Origin of the sequence: Fibrobacter sp. UWB4 (assembly GCF_002210345.1) — a bacterium.
In the GTDB taxonomy this organism is placed as follows: domain Bacteria; phylum Fibrobacterota; class Fibrobacteria; order Fibrobacterales; family Fibrobacteraceae; genus Fibrobacter.
Genome location: NZ_MWQI01000008.1, coordinates 1 through 16,502, shown reverse-complemented (window position 1 = coordinate 16,502; position 16,502 = coordinate 1). Strand labels below are relative to the sequence as shown.

At 51.0% G+C, this 16,502-nt stretch carries 14 protein-coding genes and 2 tRNA genes; 6 read left to right on the top strand and 10 right to left on the bottom strand.

Features of this window, described 5'->3' with window-relative positions; genetic code table 11:
• The first annotated feature begins 160 nt into the window (after window positions 1-160).
• The 4 genes from B7990_RS11530 (at window position 161) to B7990_RS11515 (ending at window position 3,885) form a co-directional block, all read left to right on the top strand.
• Entirely contained in the window at window positions 161-1,081 is a 921-nt protein-coding gene (locus tag B7990_RS11530) for a M23 family metallopeptidase (protein WP_088641093.1), read from the top strand.
• 50 nt (window positions 1,082-1,131) lie between these two features.
• Window positions 1,132-2,406 (top strand): hypothetical protein, encoded by a 1,275-nt coding sequence (locus B7990_RS11525; protein WP_088641092.1) that lies wholly within the window; start codon window positions 1,132-1,134, stop codon window positions 2,404-2,406.
• Window positions 2,407-2,485: 79 nt separating this feature from the next.
• Window positions 2,486-3,187 (top strand): hypothetical protein, encoded by a 702-nt coding sequence (locus tag B7990_RS11520; protein ID WP_254917507.1) that lies wholly within the window; start codon window positions 2,486-2,488, stop codon window positions 3,185-3,187.
• Window positions 3,188-3,198: 11 nt separating this feature from the next.
• The gene (locus tag B7990_RS11515) at window positions 3,199-3,885 is read left to right on the top strand and encodes a hypothetical protein (RefSeq protein WP_088641090.1); all 687 of its coding nucleotides are present in this window, start codon (window positions 3,199-3,201) and stop codon (window positions 3,883-3,885) included.
• A gap of 99 nt (window positions 3,886-3,984) precedes the next feature.
• Here the strand turns inward: B7990_RS11515 and B7990_RS11510 are convergent.
• The 3 genes from B7990_RS11510 to B7990_RS11500 all read right to left on the bottom strand — a co-directional run bounded on the left by B7990_RS11510 (window position 3,985) and on the right by B7990_RS11500 (window position 4,358).
• Window positions 3,985-4,060: transfer RNA gene (locus B7990_RS11510), tRNA-Asp, on the bottom strand.
• A 25-nt stretch (window positions 4,061-4,085) separates the two neighbouring features.
• A tRNA-Val gene (locus B7990_RS11505) sits at window positions 4,086-4,160 on the bottom strand.
• A gap of 6 nt (window positions 4,161-4,166) precedes the next feature.
• The gene (locus B7990_RS11500; protein WP_088641089.1) at window positions 4,167-4,358 is read right to left on the bottom strand and encodes a hypothetical protein; all 192 of its coding nucleotides are present in this window, start codon (window positions 4,356-4,358) and stop codon (window positions 4,167-4,169) included.
• A 175-nt stretch (window positions 4,359-4,533) separates the two neighbouring features.
• Between B7990_RS11500 and B7990_RS11495 the strand changes: the two genes are divergently transcribed.
• A complete protein-coding gene (locus tag B7990_RS11495) occupies window positions 4,534-5,904 on the top strand; it encodes a chloride channel protein (protein ID WP_088641210.1) in 1,371 nt (456 codons plus the stop codon).
• A gap of 169 nt (window positions 5,905-6,073) precedes the next feature.
• Here B7990_RS11495 and B7990_RS11490 read toward each other — a convergent pair whose 3' ends face one another.
• From B7990_RS11490 to hisS, 6 genes are all read right to left on the bottom strand, one after another.
• The gene (locus tag B7990_RS11490) at window positions 6,074-7,141 is read right to left on the bottom strand and encodes a peptidoglycan DD-metalloendopeptidase family protein (protein ID WP_088641088.1); all 1,068 of its coding nucleotides are present in this window, start codon (window positions 7,139-7,141) and stop codon (window positions 6,074-6,076) included.
• Window positions 7,142-7,314: 173 nt separating this feature from the next.
• A complete protein-coding gene (locus B7990_RS11485) occupies window positions 7,315-7,866 on the bottom strand; it encodes a hypothetical protein (protein WP_088641087.1) in 552 nt (183 codons plus the stop codon).
• A 151-nt stretch (window positions 7,867-8,017) separates the two neighbouring features.
• Window positions 8,018-9,868, bottom strand: coding sequence for an MBOAT family protein (locus B7990_RS11480; RefSeq protein WP_088641086.1), 1,851 nt, complete (start codon window positions 9,866-9,868; stop codon window positions 8,018-8,020).
• 27 nt (window positions 9,869-9,895) lie between these two features.
• Window positions 9,896-11,932 (bottom strand): GDSL-type esterase/lipase family protein, encoded by a 2,037-nt coding sequence (locus B7990_RS11475; protein ID WP_088641085.1) that lies wholly within the window; start codon window positions 11,930-11,932, stop codon window positions 9,896-9,898.
• Window positions 11,933-11,951: 19 nt separating this feature from the next.
• A complete protein-coding gene (locus B7990_RS11470; RefSeq protein ID WP_088641084.1) occupies window positions 11,952-13,568 on the bottom strand; it encodes a hypothetical protein in 1,617 nt (538 codons plus the stop codon).
• A gap of 37 nt (window positions 13,569-13,605) precedes the next feature.
• A complete protein-coding gene (gene hisS, locus B7990_RS11465; RefSeq protein ID WP_088641083.1) occupies window positions 13,606-14,910 on the bottom strand; it encodes a histidine--tRNA ligase in 1,305 nt (434 codons plus the stop codon).
• Window positions 14,911-15,246: 336 nt separating this feature from the next.
• Between hisS and mdh the strand changes: the two genes are divergently transcribed.
• Window positions 15,247-16,188 carry a malate dehydrogenase gene (gene mdh, locus B7990_RS11460; protein ID WP_014547218.1) on the top strand — a complete coding sequence of 314 codons (942 nt, stop codon included), beginning with the start codon at window positions 15,247-15,249 and terminating at the stop codon, window positions 16,186-16,188.
• A gap of 150 nt (window positions 16,189-16,338) precedes the next feature.
• Here mdh and B7990_RS11455 read toward each other — a convergent pair whose 3' ends face one another.
• Window positions 16,339-16,494 (bottom strand): T9SS type A sorting domain-containing protein, encoded by a 156-nt coding sequence (locus tag B7990_RS11455; RefSeq protein ID WP_254917519.1) that lies wholly within the window; start codon window positions 16,492-16,494, stop codon window positions 16,339-16,341.
• Between the last annotated feature and the right edge of the window lie 8 nt (window positions 16,495-16,502).

The window sequence follows — 16,502 nt, the reverse complement described above, 5'->3', positions numbered from 1 at the left end:
TTCAAATTTCGTGTAAACTTTTGTTGTTGATGGCTTGAAGCGCGTTAAATGGCTGTTTGTTTATTACAAGAATCATACAAATTTCTATATATGGCTTGTAATAAAAAAATAGGGATAAATCCTTTGAAATTTCTGTGCCATTTATTTACATTATCCTTTGATGAATTTCGTTAAGGCATCCATACACTTTCAGAAGTCGTCACGGGCATTGACCGTGAAAGTGCCTTCGTTTGTTCTTCGTGGATCGCTTTTCTTGCGAATTGTCGTTGTCATTGGCTTTGTCCTTTTCCTTGTGCAAGTGCTCTCGACTTCCGTTTATGATGGCGTATTGAGGCATGCTTTTGCAAGCCGTCAGAAGTTGAATAAGGAACTTTCGCAGATCCAGAGCACGGTTGACTATATCTCCAGTACGTCGAAGGATTTTTTCTCGGCTGAAAAGATGCTCCATGCAAAGCTTGGACTTCCGCTGCCGGATGACGCTTCCCGTAATTTGTCGACTGGTGGACATATTGAACCTGAAGTGCAGTTATTGCGCAAGAGTTCTCCTGTTTTTGAGCGTACCGCCAAGATGCACGAAGACGTTTGGCGTATTTTTGGTAAAATCCAGAATAATGAAAAGTCTTTTGGCGCTTTGACCAAGTACATTGACCAGAGCCGTTCCGTTTTGCGTTACATCCCCTCTATTTCTCCGACGACAGGTCGCTATGCATCTGCTTTTGGACCGCGTATCCATCCTGTGACGGGCGAAGTGGGCAAGATGCACCAGGGGATTGACATTGCCAATGACCGTTGGACTCCGATTTATGCTCCGGCGGATGGCGTTGTTGAAATTTCCCAGCTGAGTTCCTCTTTTGGGAATTTTGTAGTCCTGAACCATGGCAACGGCTTCAAGACCCGTTATGGGCACATGCAGATGTCAGCCGTGACTCCGGGGCAGTTTGTACATCGTTATCAGATTCTTGGCTATATGGGCAACACGGGTCGATCTGTTGGTCCGCACCTTCATTATGAGGTCTGGAAAAATGGCAACCCGGTGAACCCTCTTCCTTATATTCTCCCTAACGACTATGAAGTCGACTGATTCTCGCTAGCGTTTTTTACGCTTGGAGGGGCGCGCCCGGGGAGGGTGTCGTGAAAAAATATGTTGTTGTGCCGGCTGTGGGCCTGGCGCTTTTTTCGTGGGCATTTTCGTGTCCGCGCTTTGTTGAATTCTATCCAGATCCGAAAGATGTATCTGACCGGGAGGGCGAGTACGTCGAGATCCGTATGGACGATTTCTGGGCGGAATCGCTTTTTGTGCAATTTGAATCTAAGGAAAGCCTCTCGTTTGCGTGGCCAAAAGCGGAACGCTTTGTGCTTGTGCACGACTCGGTGCAATGCCCTGTTCGGAGCGAACCCCAAGAGGCGCCTTTGGTCCTGTCTCAGGAAGCGCCGCAAGCGAGTGTTGCATGTGGTTCGCTCGGAAAAATTTCGCTGCCGAATTCCCGTGAGACCGTCTGGAAGGTCTGGGCGGGAACGTGCGTGGATTCCGTGACCGTTCCGCATCCAAAGCCTGGGAAAGTCATTCAGCGCGTTGGATTGACTGACCGGTGGGAATTTGTCGATGCGGCTACAGCGTCTTCAGGGGAGGCGAGTGCTTCGGACACGTTATTGGAGTCCAGGGTGCTTGTGAACGGCGTCTCGGTGTTGCGCGTGACGGAGGTCCATCACTGCCCAGAGGAACCGATGCCGGAATGGGTGGAACTCTATAATGCGGGAATGCATCCGCTCCCGCTTGATGCGTTCCGCTTTTGCGATCGCGGATCCGCGTTAGGGGGTGTGGGTGATTCGATTCGGCCGTTCCAGGCGGTGCTTGTGAGCAAGGATACAACGTCGCTGCGGGCCGCTCTTGAAATTCCTGAGATCCGGATGGTTCAGGTTTCGCTTGGATTCTTGAACAATAACGAGGGCGCGCTCCGGCTTTGTTTTCGCGATCGGAACATTGATAGCGTTTCCTGGAACAAGAGCACGGTGGCATGCCCTTCTGGGTTTAATCCGCTCTCGGGGCGTCGTGAATTTACGCCCGGATTTTTGCCTAAAAGTGCGCGGAATGTGTCGCGGGCTGGAGGTGTGAATCAAGATGCATTTAATCGAGATGCGGCAAAAACGCCTGTTGAATACAAACTATCTTCTCGCGTGGTCTCCAAGAAAGGCTCTCCGCTTCGAGTTCGAGTGGAATCCGAACAAGATGTTGTTCTTTCGCTTCTGGATTCTGCAGGGCGTCGCGTGTGGAAATCGGTTGTGCCTGCAATGGCCAATGAATGGGTGAAGGTTCCGGCTCAAGAATATCTTGGAATAGGTGCTGGTTTTGTTTCTTTGTCTGTGGGGGATTTCGAGAATGTGGTCGGGATTCTTGTTCGCCCGTAGATGCAAGTGCATTTGTATAGAATGCATTTGGATTTTTTTTGTTATTTTGTCATGTATTATGCCTAGCATGGCTTGTGCAATGGATGGACGCGCGTCGTTTGCAACGCTTTTGGCTGGCGGACTTTCTCCTGTCGGTCTGGGCGGATTCAGCTCTTCTCCTGCGCGGTATGCAGATCCTTCGTATGGAGTTTCTTATTACTGGTTGGATGGCGTTGAGGAATCGTCCTGGAACCTCTCGCTTGAATTTGGAAACGATGCGTACCGCATGGGCGCCTTTGTTGCTTATGAGTCGATGGATTCGCTTTATCGCAAGTTATATTCAGAAGCGGCTTATGCGAGAACGTGGCCGCATTTGGCGCTAGGCATGGGCTATGGACTCGATATGGAGTGGATTCCTGGTGGCGATTTTTGGACACGGCACCGGTTCAAGTGGGCGGCTCTTTTCAACTGGCGCAAGATTTATGTGGCTGGCATGGTGAGTGGCTTTATGGACGAGGGGGTTACGTCTATTCTTGGCGTACACTGGATCTCGGACGAGGCGATTGTTGCCTTTGCTGAATGTGATTTTCGATATCTGTATGTGGGGGCCAATTTCCGGTGGAAATTTGTAGAAATAGGCACCTCCTATAGATTCCCGAATTTTGCAGTCGCGGTTCAGCTCTCGTTTAATGGGAGTCATTATGGAGTTTCATATGCGCGAGGTTTTAAGCATAATTCAATTGGGTGGAATGGAGTTCATGTTTCAAGGTGGTTGAATAATGAAAGACGAAAAATAAACTAAATTTTGAAGGTATGAAAAAAGTCGTCCTTTTACTGATTGCTTTGTCTGTTTTTTCTTTTGCAAAAGCGGCTAAGGCGCAACCGGAACCCAGTTCGAAAGAAGAAGAAAAACAGGAAGTTGTTGTAAAGGACGATGATTCTACAGAGATTGTTGATTCAACGTTCACCCTGTATATACATCCGTTTAATTTTATTGTGCCGTATTCGCATTTTTGGGGCGGTATTAATGTTCCCAATGGCTTTACGGATTATCCGATATTCAACTTGACTTTTGAATGGAAGTTGATCGAGAAAATATCTCTTGTCTCGATGCCCCATTATGTACGTGTGGACCGCACAGATGACGATGGCGGGTACAAGATTTACGACATTGGCTTGCAAGAAAGTTTTCGCTTGTATGGCGTTGGAGGAAGGCGCTGGCGGTATTTTCAGGCGGGACTTCTGCTAAACCATCTGCATGTCGCTTCGAAAAATGACGGGCGTTTTGATGGTTGGCTCTTTGGCCTTATGTTTAATGGCGGCGTGAAGAAAATATTGAATGGGGGAGCCGGTTTTCTTGGGCGCTTTGCGGTGACGGTCGATGTTGGCTTGGGCTATGTATGGGTCAGTGATTTTGATGCAGAGCGCAAAGGGGCCTATTTTGAAATGGATAAGGGCCTTGTCATTGATGTCAACGCTGCGATAGGATTCCAGATTTAATTAGTAGACAGTAGGAAGTTTGAAGTAGGAAGGGGTTTTTCGTTTGTTTCGCGATGCTCAACAAACGAAAAGCACTTCTCAAAGAGAAGTGCTTTATCGCGGGATAGACGAGGCTTGAACTCGCAACCTCCGGCGTGACAGGCCGGTGCTCTAACCAAAATTGAGCTACCACCCCAAAATCGTTTCCGATTCTTCGGTAGTGGACGATAACGGATTCGAACCGCTGACATTCTGCTTGTAAGGCAGACGCTCTGAACCAGCTGAGCTAATCGTCCAAATTTTTACTTGTTTTCATCCTTGCCGCTGAAGAGAATTCCGAGAGGAATAATCACAACGTAAGCAATCGTCAAGATAATGGGTGCAACCGAGAGGCTTACTGGATTATCGGCCGGACCTGTCGCAAGACAGATAAAGCCAATGACGAGTAGCAAAATGCCAATACCGATAAGAATAAGATTCTTTTTGCTTAACATTTTCTACAACCTCAAGATTACGAGCCAAATATACAAATATTAAAAGTCTTGTCAACCGAAAATGGGCTTTTTTTGTGAAAAAAAGATTTTTTTTCAAGTGAATGCTTTATTCTCGCATGGTGCTGGAATTTGGCGAACCTTGTCGCGCTCTTTTAAAATTTCTATCTTGCGGCGCGTGAAGCGAATCCATAGAACGATTGCGAAACTTCTCGTGGTGAACGGTTACTTGCCGAAGCTTGGGCTTGCTGCGGTAATCGGTTGCGTGACGGGTCTTGTCGCGGTTGCGTTCCATTTTGGGCTTGGCACGGCAATTGAATGGGTGCGCAAGCCATGGACGCTTGGAATTTTGCCGTGGTATGCTTTTGCCGCGGTGCCTGCGATTGGCGGGCTTGTTGTCGGGCTTTTCATTTATAAGGTGGCACGTGCGCCGGAGACGGCGGGGCAGGGCACCGACAAGATGATTTATTCGTTCCATCACCAGGGCGGGAATGTGCGGGCGCGCGTGGCGCCGGTGAAGTTCATTGCGAGCATCGTGACGCTTGCGACGGGCGGCTCGGCGGGTTACGAGGGGCCAATTTCGCAAATCGGATCTGGCATCGCATCAACGATTTGCAAGTTCTTCAAGATGCCGAGGATGATGCGCGGGCAGTTTATGCTGGCGGGCACGGCGGCAGGGCTTGGCGCCATTTTCAAGGCTCCGCTTGCGGGGGCGCTCACGTCGGTCGAGATGCTTTACCGCGAAGACTTTGAGTCTAACGCCTTTGCGACTTCGATTATCTCGTCGGTGGTGGCGTTTACGGTCTATATCGCATTTGTCGGCTCGGCGCCAGTAATTGGCTGCACGATGGATTTTCCGTTTACGAATGCGGTGGAGCTTTTTGCGTGTGCGTTGCTTGGAATTCTATGTTTCCCGTTTTCATACTTGTATGTGCGACTTTATTACGAGTCCGAGCGTCGCTTTAACAAGTGGACGATTCCTGCGTGGCTCAAGCCTGCTGTGGGTGGCGCGTTCATTTCGCTTTTGGTATTTGCGTATCCGGAAGTTTCGGGGGGCGGTTTTGAATTTATCGATAACCTGATGGCTGGGCTTGTGCCGCATTCGCTGTGGGGCGTGATGCTCTTGCTCGGTATCGTGCTTGCGAAAATCGTGGCGACCGCGCTCACGGTCGGTTCGGGCGGTTCCGGGGGTGTCTTTGGACCATCGCTATTTATTGGTGGGGTTATTGGCGCTATGTTTGCTGGAATATGCGAACTTGCGTTCCCGGGAGTTATCCGCATGCCCGAGATGTTTATTCTCGTCGGGATGGCGTCGTTCTTTGCGGGTGCTGCGAAGGCCCCGATTGCGGGTGTCGTGATGGTCTGCGAAATGACGGGCAGCTACAGCTTGCTGCCGGGCCTCTTGATTGCGGCCGTGATGCATATCGCCTTCTCGCGCAACTGGACGATTTACAAGAGCCAGGTGCTCAACAAGTTTGCGTCTCCGGCGCATCGCCGTGATATGGACCGCGAACTGATTCAAGCGTACGACAAGATTGCTAAAGAGTAATGTTTTTTGTTGGTCATTAGTCTTTAGTTATTAGTCGTTAGTTACTAGAGAGTTGCACTTTTGTTATAAAAAGGAGATGCCCGCGCTGCGGTTTGCTGTATGTAATTGAAAAAGCCGCGCTTTTCCGCGCGGCCATTCTCTTAAAATTAATTTCCTACCGTCTACTGCTTTACGAGCAGCGTAGCACTTGTCCTGGGCGGATGTTGTCTGACTTGAGGTTGTTCAGGCGCTTGATGCGTTCGACAGATGTGCCATACTTGTGGGCAATCTTGCCAAGGCAATCGCCGCGGCGGACCTTGTAAAACTTGCTCTTGCCGATTTCTTTCTGGTAGGCGGCTTCAGCTTCTTGGAGTTTGTCTGTGTCGAGCGTGACGGAAATATCCCTGAACGTGCCTTCGGCAAAGTCGTAAACGGTTTCGGGATTGATGTAGATGCCGTTGTAGCGCATTTCAAAGTGCAGGTGTGCACCGAAAGAACGGCCTGAATTGCCTCCGATGCCGATGGTATCGCCGGCCTGGAGTTCATCGCCGACCTTGACCTTCCAGCGTTCGAGGTGGGCGTAAAGTGTGGTGAGACCATTGCCGTGATCGAGAATCACGTAGCGACCGTAACCCTTGCGGCGGCCCTGGTTGCGGACCTTGACGACTTTGCCTGCAAATGCGGCGACGATCGTGCGGTTTTCGCCGTGGCAGAGGCCGAGGTCAACACCGCGATGCATGCGGTGCTTGCGCGGACCGTAATGACCTGCAATGCGGCGGCTTTCCGTCGGGATGATGGACGTCGTCATGTCGAGGACGAACAGCTTGGCCGGAGCGCCTGTAGAGGCGGAGTCTGTCGTAGCCTTGATGTCGGCATCGGCTTCGGCGTATTCGCGGACGGCTTCTTCGGTATCGAGGCTGTCGCTGTTAATGCCATCTTCGGTACCGAGATTTGCTGTGACGGAATCGTTAATCAGGTCTTGCTTGGCGATTATTTCGATTTTTTCGACTTTCGGCGCGGCCTTAGCCTTGCGAGACTTTGTCTTTTTATGGGTAAAATTGCTTTCGTTGATGACGAATTTTCCGACAGTCTGAGCTTCGGCTTCGGATGCAAAGTCGTTGATTCCATCGATAGTCTGGTTTAATTCAGTACTTTTAGAGTCAACGAGGCGAGGAACGATTTTTCCGGCCATATCGTCGTCTTTTGCAAAAAGCGCGATCGGCAGGACTCCTGCAATGAGTATAGTTTTAATCTTCATAAAAATAGGGGGTCTATATATATGGGCTAAATAATACTCAATTTTGGACTTTTTGTCACTATGTTTAGGATATTTTTTCACGAGATATTAACAAGAAAACTTTGTGTAGTATTCTTGTAAACTTATGAAAACCCTTGAATGTGCAAATTTCTATAAAAATGGTCAAAAATTCGTTATTGCACTCCGCATTTTTCCATGCCTTCGTTGATTTCTTCGAGAGTGCTTTTAACGGTTTCGTAATAGTTTTGTTCTTTGCGTTGCAGAGCTTCGATATAAGCTTCGTCGATGCGGACTTGGTTATAAACGCTGTAGGTCGATCCGTCTGTTTCACAAGGTGTCAGGTCTGTGGGACATTCTGGAACACCATATACAGGCGCATTCCCTAGATGTCCTAAGATATCCCTATAACATCTGTTATAGCCGTACCAATAGTCTGGATCATCCTTGTGCTGTTCATTGAGCTTTTCAATGGCGATTGATGCAGCGTGAGCTTGTGCGGAATAATAGCTACTCCAGCTATCTGTCGTTTCGCAATATTGATATTCGGGAATGCATTTCCCTCTGAGTCCGGTTGTGTCCGTTGGTGTTATTTTGGCGAGTTCTTGGTCAATGTCGATAAATGCTGAAGGCTTTTCGGCTGACGTACCAGAATCGCAGCTTGCCCAAAAGAACGAAGCCCCCGAAAGGAACAATTTCCCCAATAATTTGCGTAATCTTATATTCATAAAAATGAATATAAGTTAATTTTTAACAAAGTCAAGCATGCCTCGACTTCATTGCCTAAAGCGAAGCGACCTCAGAGCACTTCTGTGCGACCCCATACCTGACAACCTATAATTTACTGCCTACTTCCTACCGCCTACTGCGGCGAAGCCGCTAGAATTGGAAGTAAATGAACGGGCAGCTGTCTGCGCTCATGAACTGGTAAATCACGAAGATGATGAACGCCGTCGCCAGAACCATTCCAGGAATCGGGAGCGATGCAAACGTGATGCGGTAACGGGACTTCACGCGCTTCGGGATCCAGTGGATAAGCATACCGGCGATGAACACGAGGATGATATTGATGTGTTCCCATGCAATCGGGAGAATCGTGTCCCAGCGCCAGGCGGTGCCCATCTGGTGCACCATGTTCTTAGCCGTGTTCCATGCAACTTCGTTTGCTTCTGCTGGGTCGAGGTTCGAACCTGCACGGAAGAAGAGGCGCGTGAACGTGATGAACACAAACGTGAGTGTCACATTCCAGGCGGTCGTGAGCCACGGCAGTTGCTTTTTGCAGAACAAGTGATAAATGATGGTCGAGTAGATGCCCACGAAAAGCACTCCGAACCATACGGCGGTAATGGCGCATATAGGAATCGTGTAGTGCTTGTAGAGGATCGCACTCAAAGCAAAGAAACCAAGAGCAATCGAGGCGCGAACCGTTGCGCTGCGCTTCACCCAGAGCTTGTTGAACACTTGTCCAAAACCATTCAAACCGCCCCAGATGATAAAGTTCCAGCTTGCGCCATGCCACCAACCGCCGACAATCTGCGTTGCCATGGCGTTCATGTTCGTGGTAATCGTCTTGCGGGATTCCGGCTTGAAGTATGCAAAAATTGCGATGTAGACAAAGAAAACGCCAAGTGCGATGCCGACCCACATGCTGCCAGAAAGGAGAATGGCCACAAGGCTCAAGAATCCCATCCAGAAGAACGTGCCGACGGTTGCATTCCTGTTGCCGCCAAGGGGGATGTACAAGTAATCGCGCCACCAGCTAGAAAGGCTGATGTGCCAACGACGCCAGAATTCGGTCGGGCTTTTTGCCTTGTACGGGCTGTTGAAGTTCTGCGGCAGACGGAAGCCCATCAAAAGTGCAACGCCAATGGCGATATCCGTGTAACCCGAGAAGTCTGCGTAAACCTGTAACGAATAAGCGAAAAGTGCAATCAGGTTCTCGAGGCCGGTAAAGAGGAGCGGCGTATCGAAAACGCGGTCCACAAAGTTCGTGGCGAGGTAGTCGCTCAAGATGATCTTCTTGGCAAGTCCGTTCAAAATCCAGAACACAGCCATGCCGAAGGCGCGGCGGGGGAGGAAATACGGCTTGTAAAGCTGCGGTACAAACTTGTCTGCACGCACAATCGGGCCAGCCACAAGCTGCGGGAAGAACGAGAGGTAAAAGCCGAAGTTCAAAATGTTGTCTACAGCCTTGATCTTGCCGCGGTAAATGTCGATGCAATAGCTCATCGCCTGGAACGTGAAGAACGAAATGCCCACCGGGAGGATAATCGTATCGACGAGCGAGTGCGTGTTGAACATCGCGTTGCTTGCGGCGGCAAAGAAGTTGTACACGTGGAGTTCGATGCCGGTAAAGTCGTAAAGTGCGTCCAGGAAGAAGTAGGAGTACTTATAATAGCAGAGCACCAGCAAGTCGATAATCACGACGATAATCATCAAAAGTTTCTTTTTCCACTTGACCTCGGACTTCTCGATCCACTTGCCGATGAAGAAGTTTGCTATCACGCAGAAGATGAGGATGCACACGTAGCTGCCGCTCGTCTTGTAGTAGAAGAACAAGCTCGTCGCGAACAGGAACGCGTTGCGGAGTAAAAGCTTGCTGTGGACTAGCGAGAAGATGGCAAAGACGACCGCGAAGAAACCCCAGAAATAGAACTGGGTGAAGAGTAACGGGGAGTTCGGGTCAAACGCAAATGTGCGGGTCAGGTAGGGGATGATATAGTCAAGCATGATTTTTGGGCTTGTAAATTAGAAAAATTATTTGGAGTCCGTCGTGCTGGGTGCTGGTGCTGTAGGCTTTTCTGCGGCTTGTGGAATCGGCTTTAGCGGAACCTGAATTTTGGGCTGTGTGGGTTGTGCTGTTTGCTTTACGACTTCAGGCATCGGGACATCTTTATGGGCTGCGGCTGCAATCTTTGGCATTTGCGGTGGGGCGACCGTTTTTGCAACAGGCTGTTTTGCGGGAACTTCCGTTTGGGCTGTTGTTTCTGGTTTGGCCGGAGCGGCTGTCTTTGCGGAAGTTGCTGTAGGTGCGGGGGCTGCGACTTTAGCTTGGATGGCGGCTGCGGCCTTTGCGTTTGCAGGGGCTGTTGCTGTGGCCGGAGCTGTGCTTGATGCTGTCTTGGCCGATGGCGCTTGCGTCTTGGGGGCAACGCTTGATGCGGCAGGAATTGTGGTTGGTGCCGGAGCGGGCTTTGCTTGAACGGGTTTTGCCTGGGCTACGACCGGAGCTTCTGCGGGGAGGTTTGCAATGTGGTCGAAGTAGGCCTGCATCAACGCCTTGTAGAACATGTCTCCTAGCAGATGGTAACCGGCGGTCTTGAAGTGGACCTTGTCTTTCTTGGCGAGGTCCGCCTTTTCCCACTTGGCCATGGAGCCAAGCCCGCCCATGATGGAGAACTTGTCCCAGACGCCAGCCTTGTGCTTGTCAGCGAGCATAAAGAAAGCTTTGCGAGCGACTTCGCCGTTCGGGTGCTGCACGTATTTTTTCTTGCGGACTTTGCGATAGGAATCGTTGTTAGTCTCGAAAATGAACGCCGTCTTGGGGCTGACCTTGCGGATGCGCTTGATGAGTTTGTCGTATTCTTCGCGGAATTGCTTGTCGTTAAAGACTTCTACGTTTGCATCGTTGATGCCGATGGCAAAAATGACGAGGTCCGGCTTGTAGTAGGACATTTCCTTTTCAAATAGCGGACAAATTTCTTCGAAGTAGTTTGCGACCTTGGCGCCGTTGATTCCGACATTCGTGTACGTGATGCCGGGCGCGTTGTTCTCTGCCAGGATGCCTGTGAGCGTAAAGTGCGGGCGAGGCGGAACCGTATCTGCGGCAACGGAATCTAGTGCGGCTTGCATGTCTTCGTCGCGGTTCAGGCAGTTCGTGTCGAGAACGTCTTCGCAGTCGCCCTGGAACATCGAGTCTGCGGCAACGGCCTGTGCCATTTGCTGTGAAGAACTTGCCGGAGGCGTGATGCCGAGCGAATCCATGCGGAGTGAATCGGCGACGCGGGCGAGCGAGTCTGCGCGGGCTACAGAATCCTTGAATAGCGAGTCCGTGATGAACGCGGCGACTTCGGCTTGCTTGGTCGTGTCTGCCCAGCGGAACGCAATCTGGATCGTGTCAATTGGACGCGGGCTAGTGAAAACGTAGCTCTGGCTTGAGGCGTCGAACGTTCCAAAAACATCCATCGAATCGATGCGGAGCACTGGTTCCACGTCATTGCTGTCGCTATAGCCGAAAACTCTAAAGCTTGTTTCGCCCCAAATCGGTTCGGTGTTGTACTTGTCCAAAAGGAGCGTAATTTCGGCGCGCGGGTCGCGGGTGCTTACCGCAATGCCAAGGAGTCCGAGCGGTTTTGTGATTTCGTGCTGGACGTTCTTGTTCTTGTCCCAGATGCCCTTATAATAGCTAGCGTAACTTGCAGGGGTGTTTGTCCTTGCTGCCGAATACGGGAATACGAAACCGCGACCAGCTGATGCACCCGGGTATTCCTTCACCAGGTGCTCGCGGATACGGCCCGAGATAACGTCTGCCTGCAAGTGCGAACCGCCAATGTGGAGGATGCGCACCTTGCCCCTGTTCTCGAAAACGAGCGTGTCGAGCTTCTTGAAGAACGGCTCGAAACTCGCGCTCCCTTGCGGAAACTGGATGGTATTCAAGGATGTATCGATAAAATCGTATTTCGTAAAGTCAACGTCATAATAGCCCGGGGTGATTTCCATGTCCTTGGCAGAAACCATGGATCCCATGCTAACGATGCCAAGAATGGCAGCAATGACGGCAAGCTTTTTCTTCACTTAACACCCCCTCCGGTATTTAAGGATTTAGCTTATCAGAATTCAAGTCGATTACTTTGGTCGTGTCGGCGCTAGCCTGCTTTTTATCCGAAAACTTTCGGATGTCCTTAAGCTTTGAATCGTTCAGCTTGTGCCTTTCGCGGAACTGGAAGTAATCGTAGTACATATGGAGTGAAGAGCAGAACAGGTCGCCCATGTATGCGGCACCGCGACGCGTAAAGTGAACGTGGTCGGTAAAGCCAAGCGGCGGGGATTTTTTGACCCACTTGATCATGGAGCTTTCGCCTCCCATCACGCGGTGCATATCCCAGTAGGCAAGCCCGTTTTCAAGAGCCACTTCACGAAGCATCTTGATGGTGATGCCAAGACCCGGGTACGTTTGCCACCTTCCATTAATTTGTTTGGCCATGTCGGCAGGCCCAATGAACAAAATGTCAGCATCGGGATTTGCTTTCTGTATGGCCTGAATTTGTCTGGTGATGAGCTTTTTGCTCCAGTCAAGAGTCTTGGGCGTCATGCTCGGTACCATGTTTCCGCCGTACTCCATGATGATGAGTTTTGCATTCATGGCCTTGTACGATTCGGCGAGAAGCTGGCTATCGATCTTGTGGAATACCGTGCCCGAGCTACCGCGCATGGCTACGTTGTCCACCGCAACACCGTAAGAACCGTCCACAGAAATGGCATAGATTTCTGTGCGGCCGCTCAGGTAGAGCTTGATGTTCGAAGTCGTGTCCGGGAGCTTCCACGTGTAAACGTTCAGCTTAGTGAGCTTTTCGACGGCAGGGGCTTCGGCGGTTTCCTTCTTGTTCTTTGTCTTGAACTTGGGCGTTCCGTCGGCGTTTGTTCCAACCTGTTCTGAAATCTCGTGTTCATAGGTGAGGCGGAGCTTGAGACTGCCCTTGTTGCTTGCGAGAACCTTGATGGTCGAGTATCCGCCGACATGCGGGAACATGTCCTTACGGCCTTCGCGCTTCTTGACGCCGATAACGGCAGAACCGTTGAGTTCACCCACCTGGGCCAATGGACCATAGCGGTTGTGCGTCGCGTGTTCTTCCTTGGGGCCAAAGATGATGTATCGCTGCAAGTCGCCGTTGTTCCACTGCGATGTCGATTGCGACGGAATGTGCATCACGGCGGGGAGCATGCCCGGGCCGTTGCCGCCAAATTCAGTCTGCAAGTCTTCGCGGATCGTAGACGAGATGCGGTCTTCTTCGAGCTGCGAGTCACCGTAATGGATCACGTGGACAACGCTTGAATCCTTCTTTGCCAACAGGAGATTCTGGAAGAATCGGTCAAACCACGTAGGGTCGTTGTTGGGCAAGTCGAAGCGCGTACGGCCTTCTCTAAAGAAGTCTTCGTAGTACTTGAGCGAGTCCGAGAACGCCGCAAATTGCTTTGCCTTGGTCTCTTCCATCATCTGGCGGATGGCGTCTTCCGGATCGACCTGTTCGACCTTGACCTTGTTCCCGGCGGAGTCCGTTGTTGTCTCGGCCTTCTCGAAAACCTGGGAAAGCTTTGGGTAGCGGAGCGTCGTATCGCCAACATGGATGCCGTCTTCAGGGTAGGCGAGCGCCATCAGCCCGAGAACGAGGTACAGAGAAATGATGCTGAGTAATACTTTTACTGGAGTCATGCAGAGATGTCATCCCCGGCTTGACCGGGGATCTCCTTTATGCCTTTTTTGTTTCGATGTTCTGCTTGCTGCGTTCGACAATCGCGGCGACGTCGCCCACGTGCATGGTGCCGTCGCGGAGGTCCTTGTATTCGAACTGACCGGCAGCCGCCTTGTCACCATCGACATATACGACGATGCTTGCGCCCTGGTAGTTGGCCTGTTCCAGCTGCTTGCCCATCTTCATTGTGGCGAGCGGGTGAGAAACAGCGTTGCCGTTTGCGCGGAACACCTGAGCCGTTTCGAAGATCTTCTTCATGTCGTTCGTGAAGCTTGCGATGTAGAAATCCACATGCTGCTTCGGGCTTGGCAAAAGTCCACGTTCGCGGAGGAGGTCGGCGAGCACGACGTCGCCCATGCCAAAGCCAACGCCCGGGATGCGGTCGCCACCGAGCTTTTCGGTGAGGCTGTCGTAACGTCCGCCACCAGCGATGGCGCGCATGGATTTGCCCTTGTCGAATACTTCGAACACGATGCCCGTGTAGTAGGCGAGACCGCGCACGATGGAGAGGTCGAGGTTCACGCATTCGCTAAAGCCTGCTGCGGCAAGCGTTGCAAAGAGGTCTTCGATTTCGGCGAGAGCGGCTGTTGCGTTTTCGCTCTTGACGGCGGCCTTCACTTCTTCGATGGACTTGCAGCTCATGAAGTCGTCGAGCTGTTTGATCTGCGCTTCGGTGAGGCCGGCTTCGGTAAGAGCCTTGGCAAAAGCTTCCGGGCCGATTTTCAAGCGACGGTCGAGAACCGGGTAAACGAGGGCCGGGTTCGGGGCGCCAATTTCTTCGAGGTAGGTGGCGAGGAGCTTGCGGCTCGAAACGCCAATCGCAAAGTCCGCGTCCTTGAGACCGAATTTGCGCAACATTGTGGCGATGGAGGCGAGCAAGTCTGCTTCGGCGTAAATGCTTTCGGTGCCGATGATGTCCATGTTCAGCTGGAAGAATTCGCGGAGGCGACCCTTCTGAGCCTTTTCGTAACGGAACAGGCGCGGCATGGAGAACCACTTGAACGGCTTCTTGAGTTCGCGGGCCTTCTGGATCACGAGGCGGGCGAGTGTCGGCGTCATTTCGGGGCGGAGAGCGATTTCGCGGTCGCCCTTGTCCTTGAAGTTATAAAGCTGGCTTACGATTTCTTCGCCGGACTTGCCGGTGTAAAGTTCCAGATGTTCAAACATCGGACCTTCGTATTCTTCGTAGGCGAAGCTTTCGGCGACTTTGCGCCATGTGTCAAAAATGTAGTTCTGGATGCGCTCGGCTTCCGGGTAAAAATCGCGTGTGCCTTTGGGCAACTGAGGAATAGCAATACTCATAGTGCGGTGAAATTTAGAAAAATAGTTACTTGTTTTTAGTTACTAGTTAGTAGAAAAGTAATCGTTACGGACGTCTTTGGCATCAAAGTGATTTTATTTAATTTATATATAATTACTGGCTTGGATGTAATGAGGAGAAATCCCGCTAGAACTGGTGTTCCCGAAAAATTGACGGATACTTCCGAAAAACAGTCCTGGACGGTCGGATTGGGTTCATTTTCAACGTCCCGGATGCCAAATAAATAATATGTAACATTGGTTCATATTGCCGGTTTTACATTTCTTTTGCTATATTTGGTACGTAAAATTTTAAATACCTTAAAAGGAAGGTTAATCATGGCTAGAAAGAAGATTGCACTCGTTGGTGCTGGTCAAATTGGTGGTACAATGGCTCTCGTGCTCGCACAGAAGAACCTCGGCGACGTCGTCCTTATCGACATCCCGATGACTCAGGGCATGCCGAAGGGTAAGGCTCTCGACATTATGGAAGGCCGCTCCGTCATCAATTCGTCCGTTGATCTTCAGGGTTCTACCGATTATTCTGCCATTAAGGGTGCTGACGTTGTTATCGTTACCGCTGGTTTCCCGCGCATGCCGGGCATGAGCCGTGACGACCTTTTGGACAAGAACTGCGGCGTTATCAAGACTGTTGCCGAAGCCATCAAGGAAAATGCTCCGGATGCATTCGTGATCGTTATTACGAACCCGCTCGACGCCATGGTCTACAACATGCAGAAGCAGTCTGGCCTCCCGGCTAACAAGGTTATCGGTATGGCTGGTGTGCTCGACTCCGCTCGTCTCGCTTGCTTCGTCGCTGACGAACTCGGCGTTTCCGTCGAAGACGTCAAGGCTCTCGTTATGGGCGGCCACGGCGACACGATGGTCTCCATCATGGAATGCGTCTCTGTCGGCGGTATCCCGGTTTCTCAGCTCATGAGCAAGGAAAAGTTTGCTGAACTTGCAAAGCGTACTGCTGGTGCAGGTGGCGAAATCGTGAACCTCCTCGGTCGCGGTTCTGCTTTCTACAGCCCGGCAACTTCTGCTATCCACATGGCTGAAGCTTACCTCCTCGACAAGAAGAGCGTGTTCTCTTGCGCTGCCAAGCTCAATGGCGAATACGGCGTGAACGGCCTCTACTGCGGTGTGCCGGTTGTCGTTGGTGCAAACGGTGTCGAAAAGATTCTCGAAGTCAAGATGAGCGCCGAAGAAAAGGCTGCTTTCGACAAGTCTGTCGAAGCTTGCAAGAAGAACGCTGAATGGGTTGACGCTCACACGTAATTTAAGAAATGTCATTCCCGCCTCCGAGCGGGAATCTCCTTCTTAACAAAACAGCCCGCGGGTAATGAACCCGTGGGCGTTTTTGTTGTGTTCTTATCGAACCCGTTACATGTCATGCCCGGCTTGACCGGGCATCACCATTCTATAGCTTTACCTCAGCACGATCTTCTTTGCAAAATTGATGTTTTTTGCGTTCACACGCACCATATAAATTCCGGCATCGAGAGCGGAAAGGTTAAGTGTTGCCGCGTTATCCGAAGCGTTGTTGATGGCGCCCTTCGTCACGACTTGCCCGAGCGAGTTCATCACTTCGA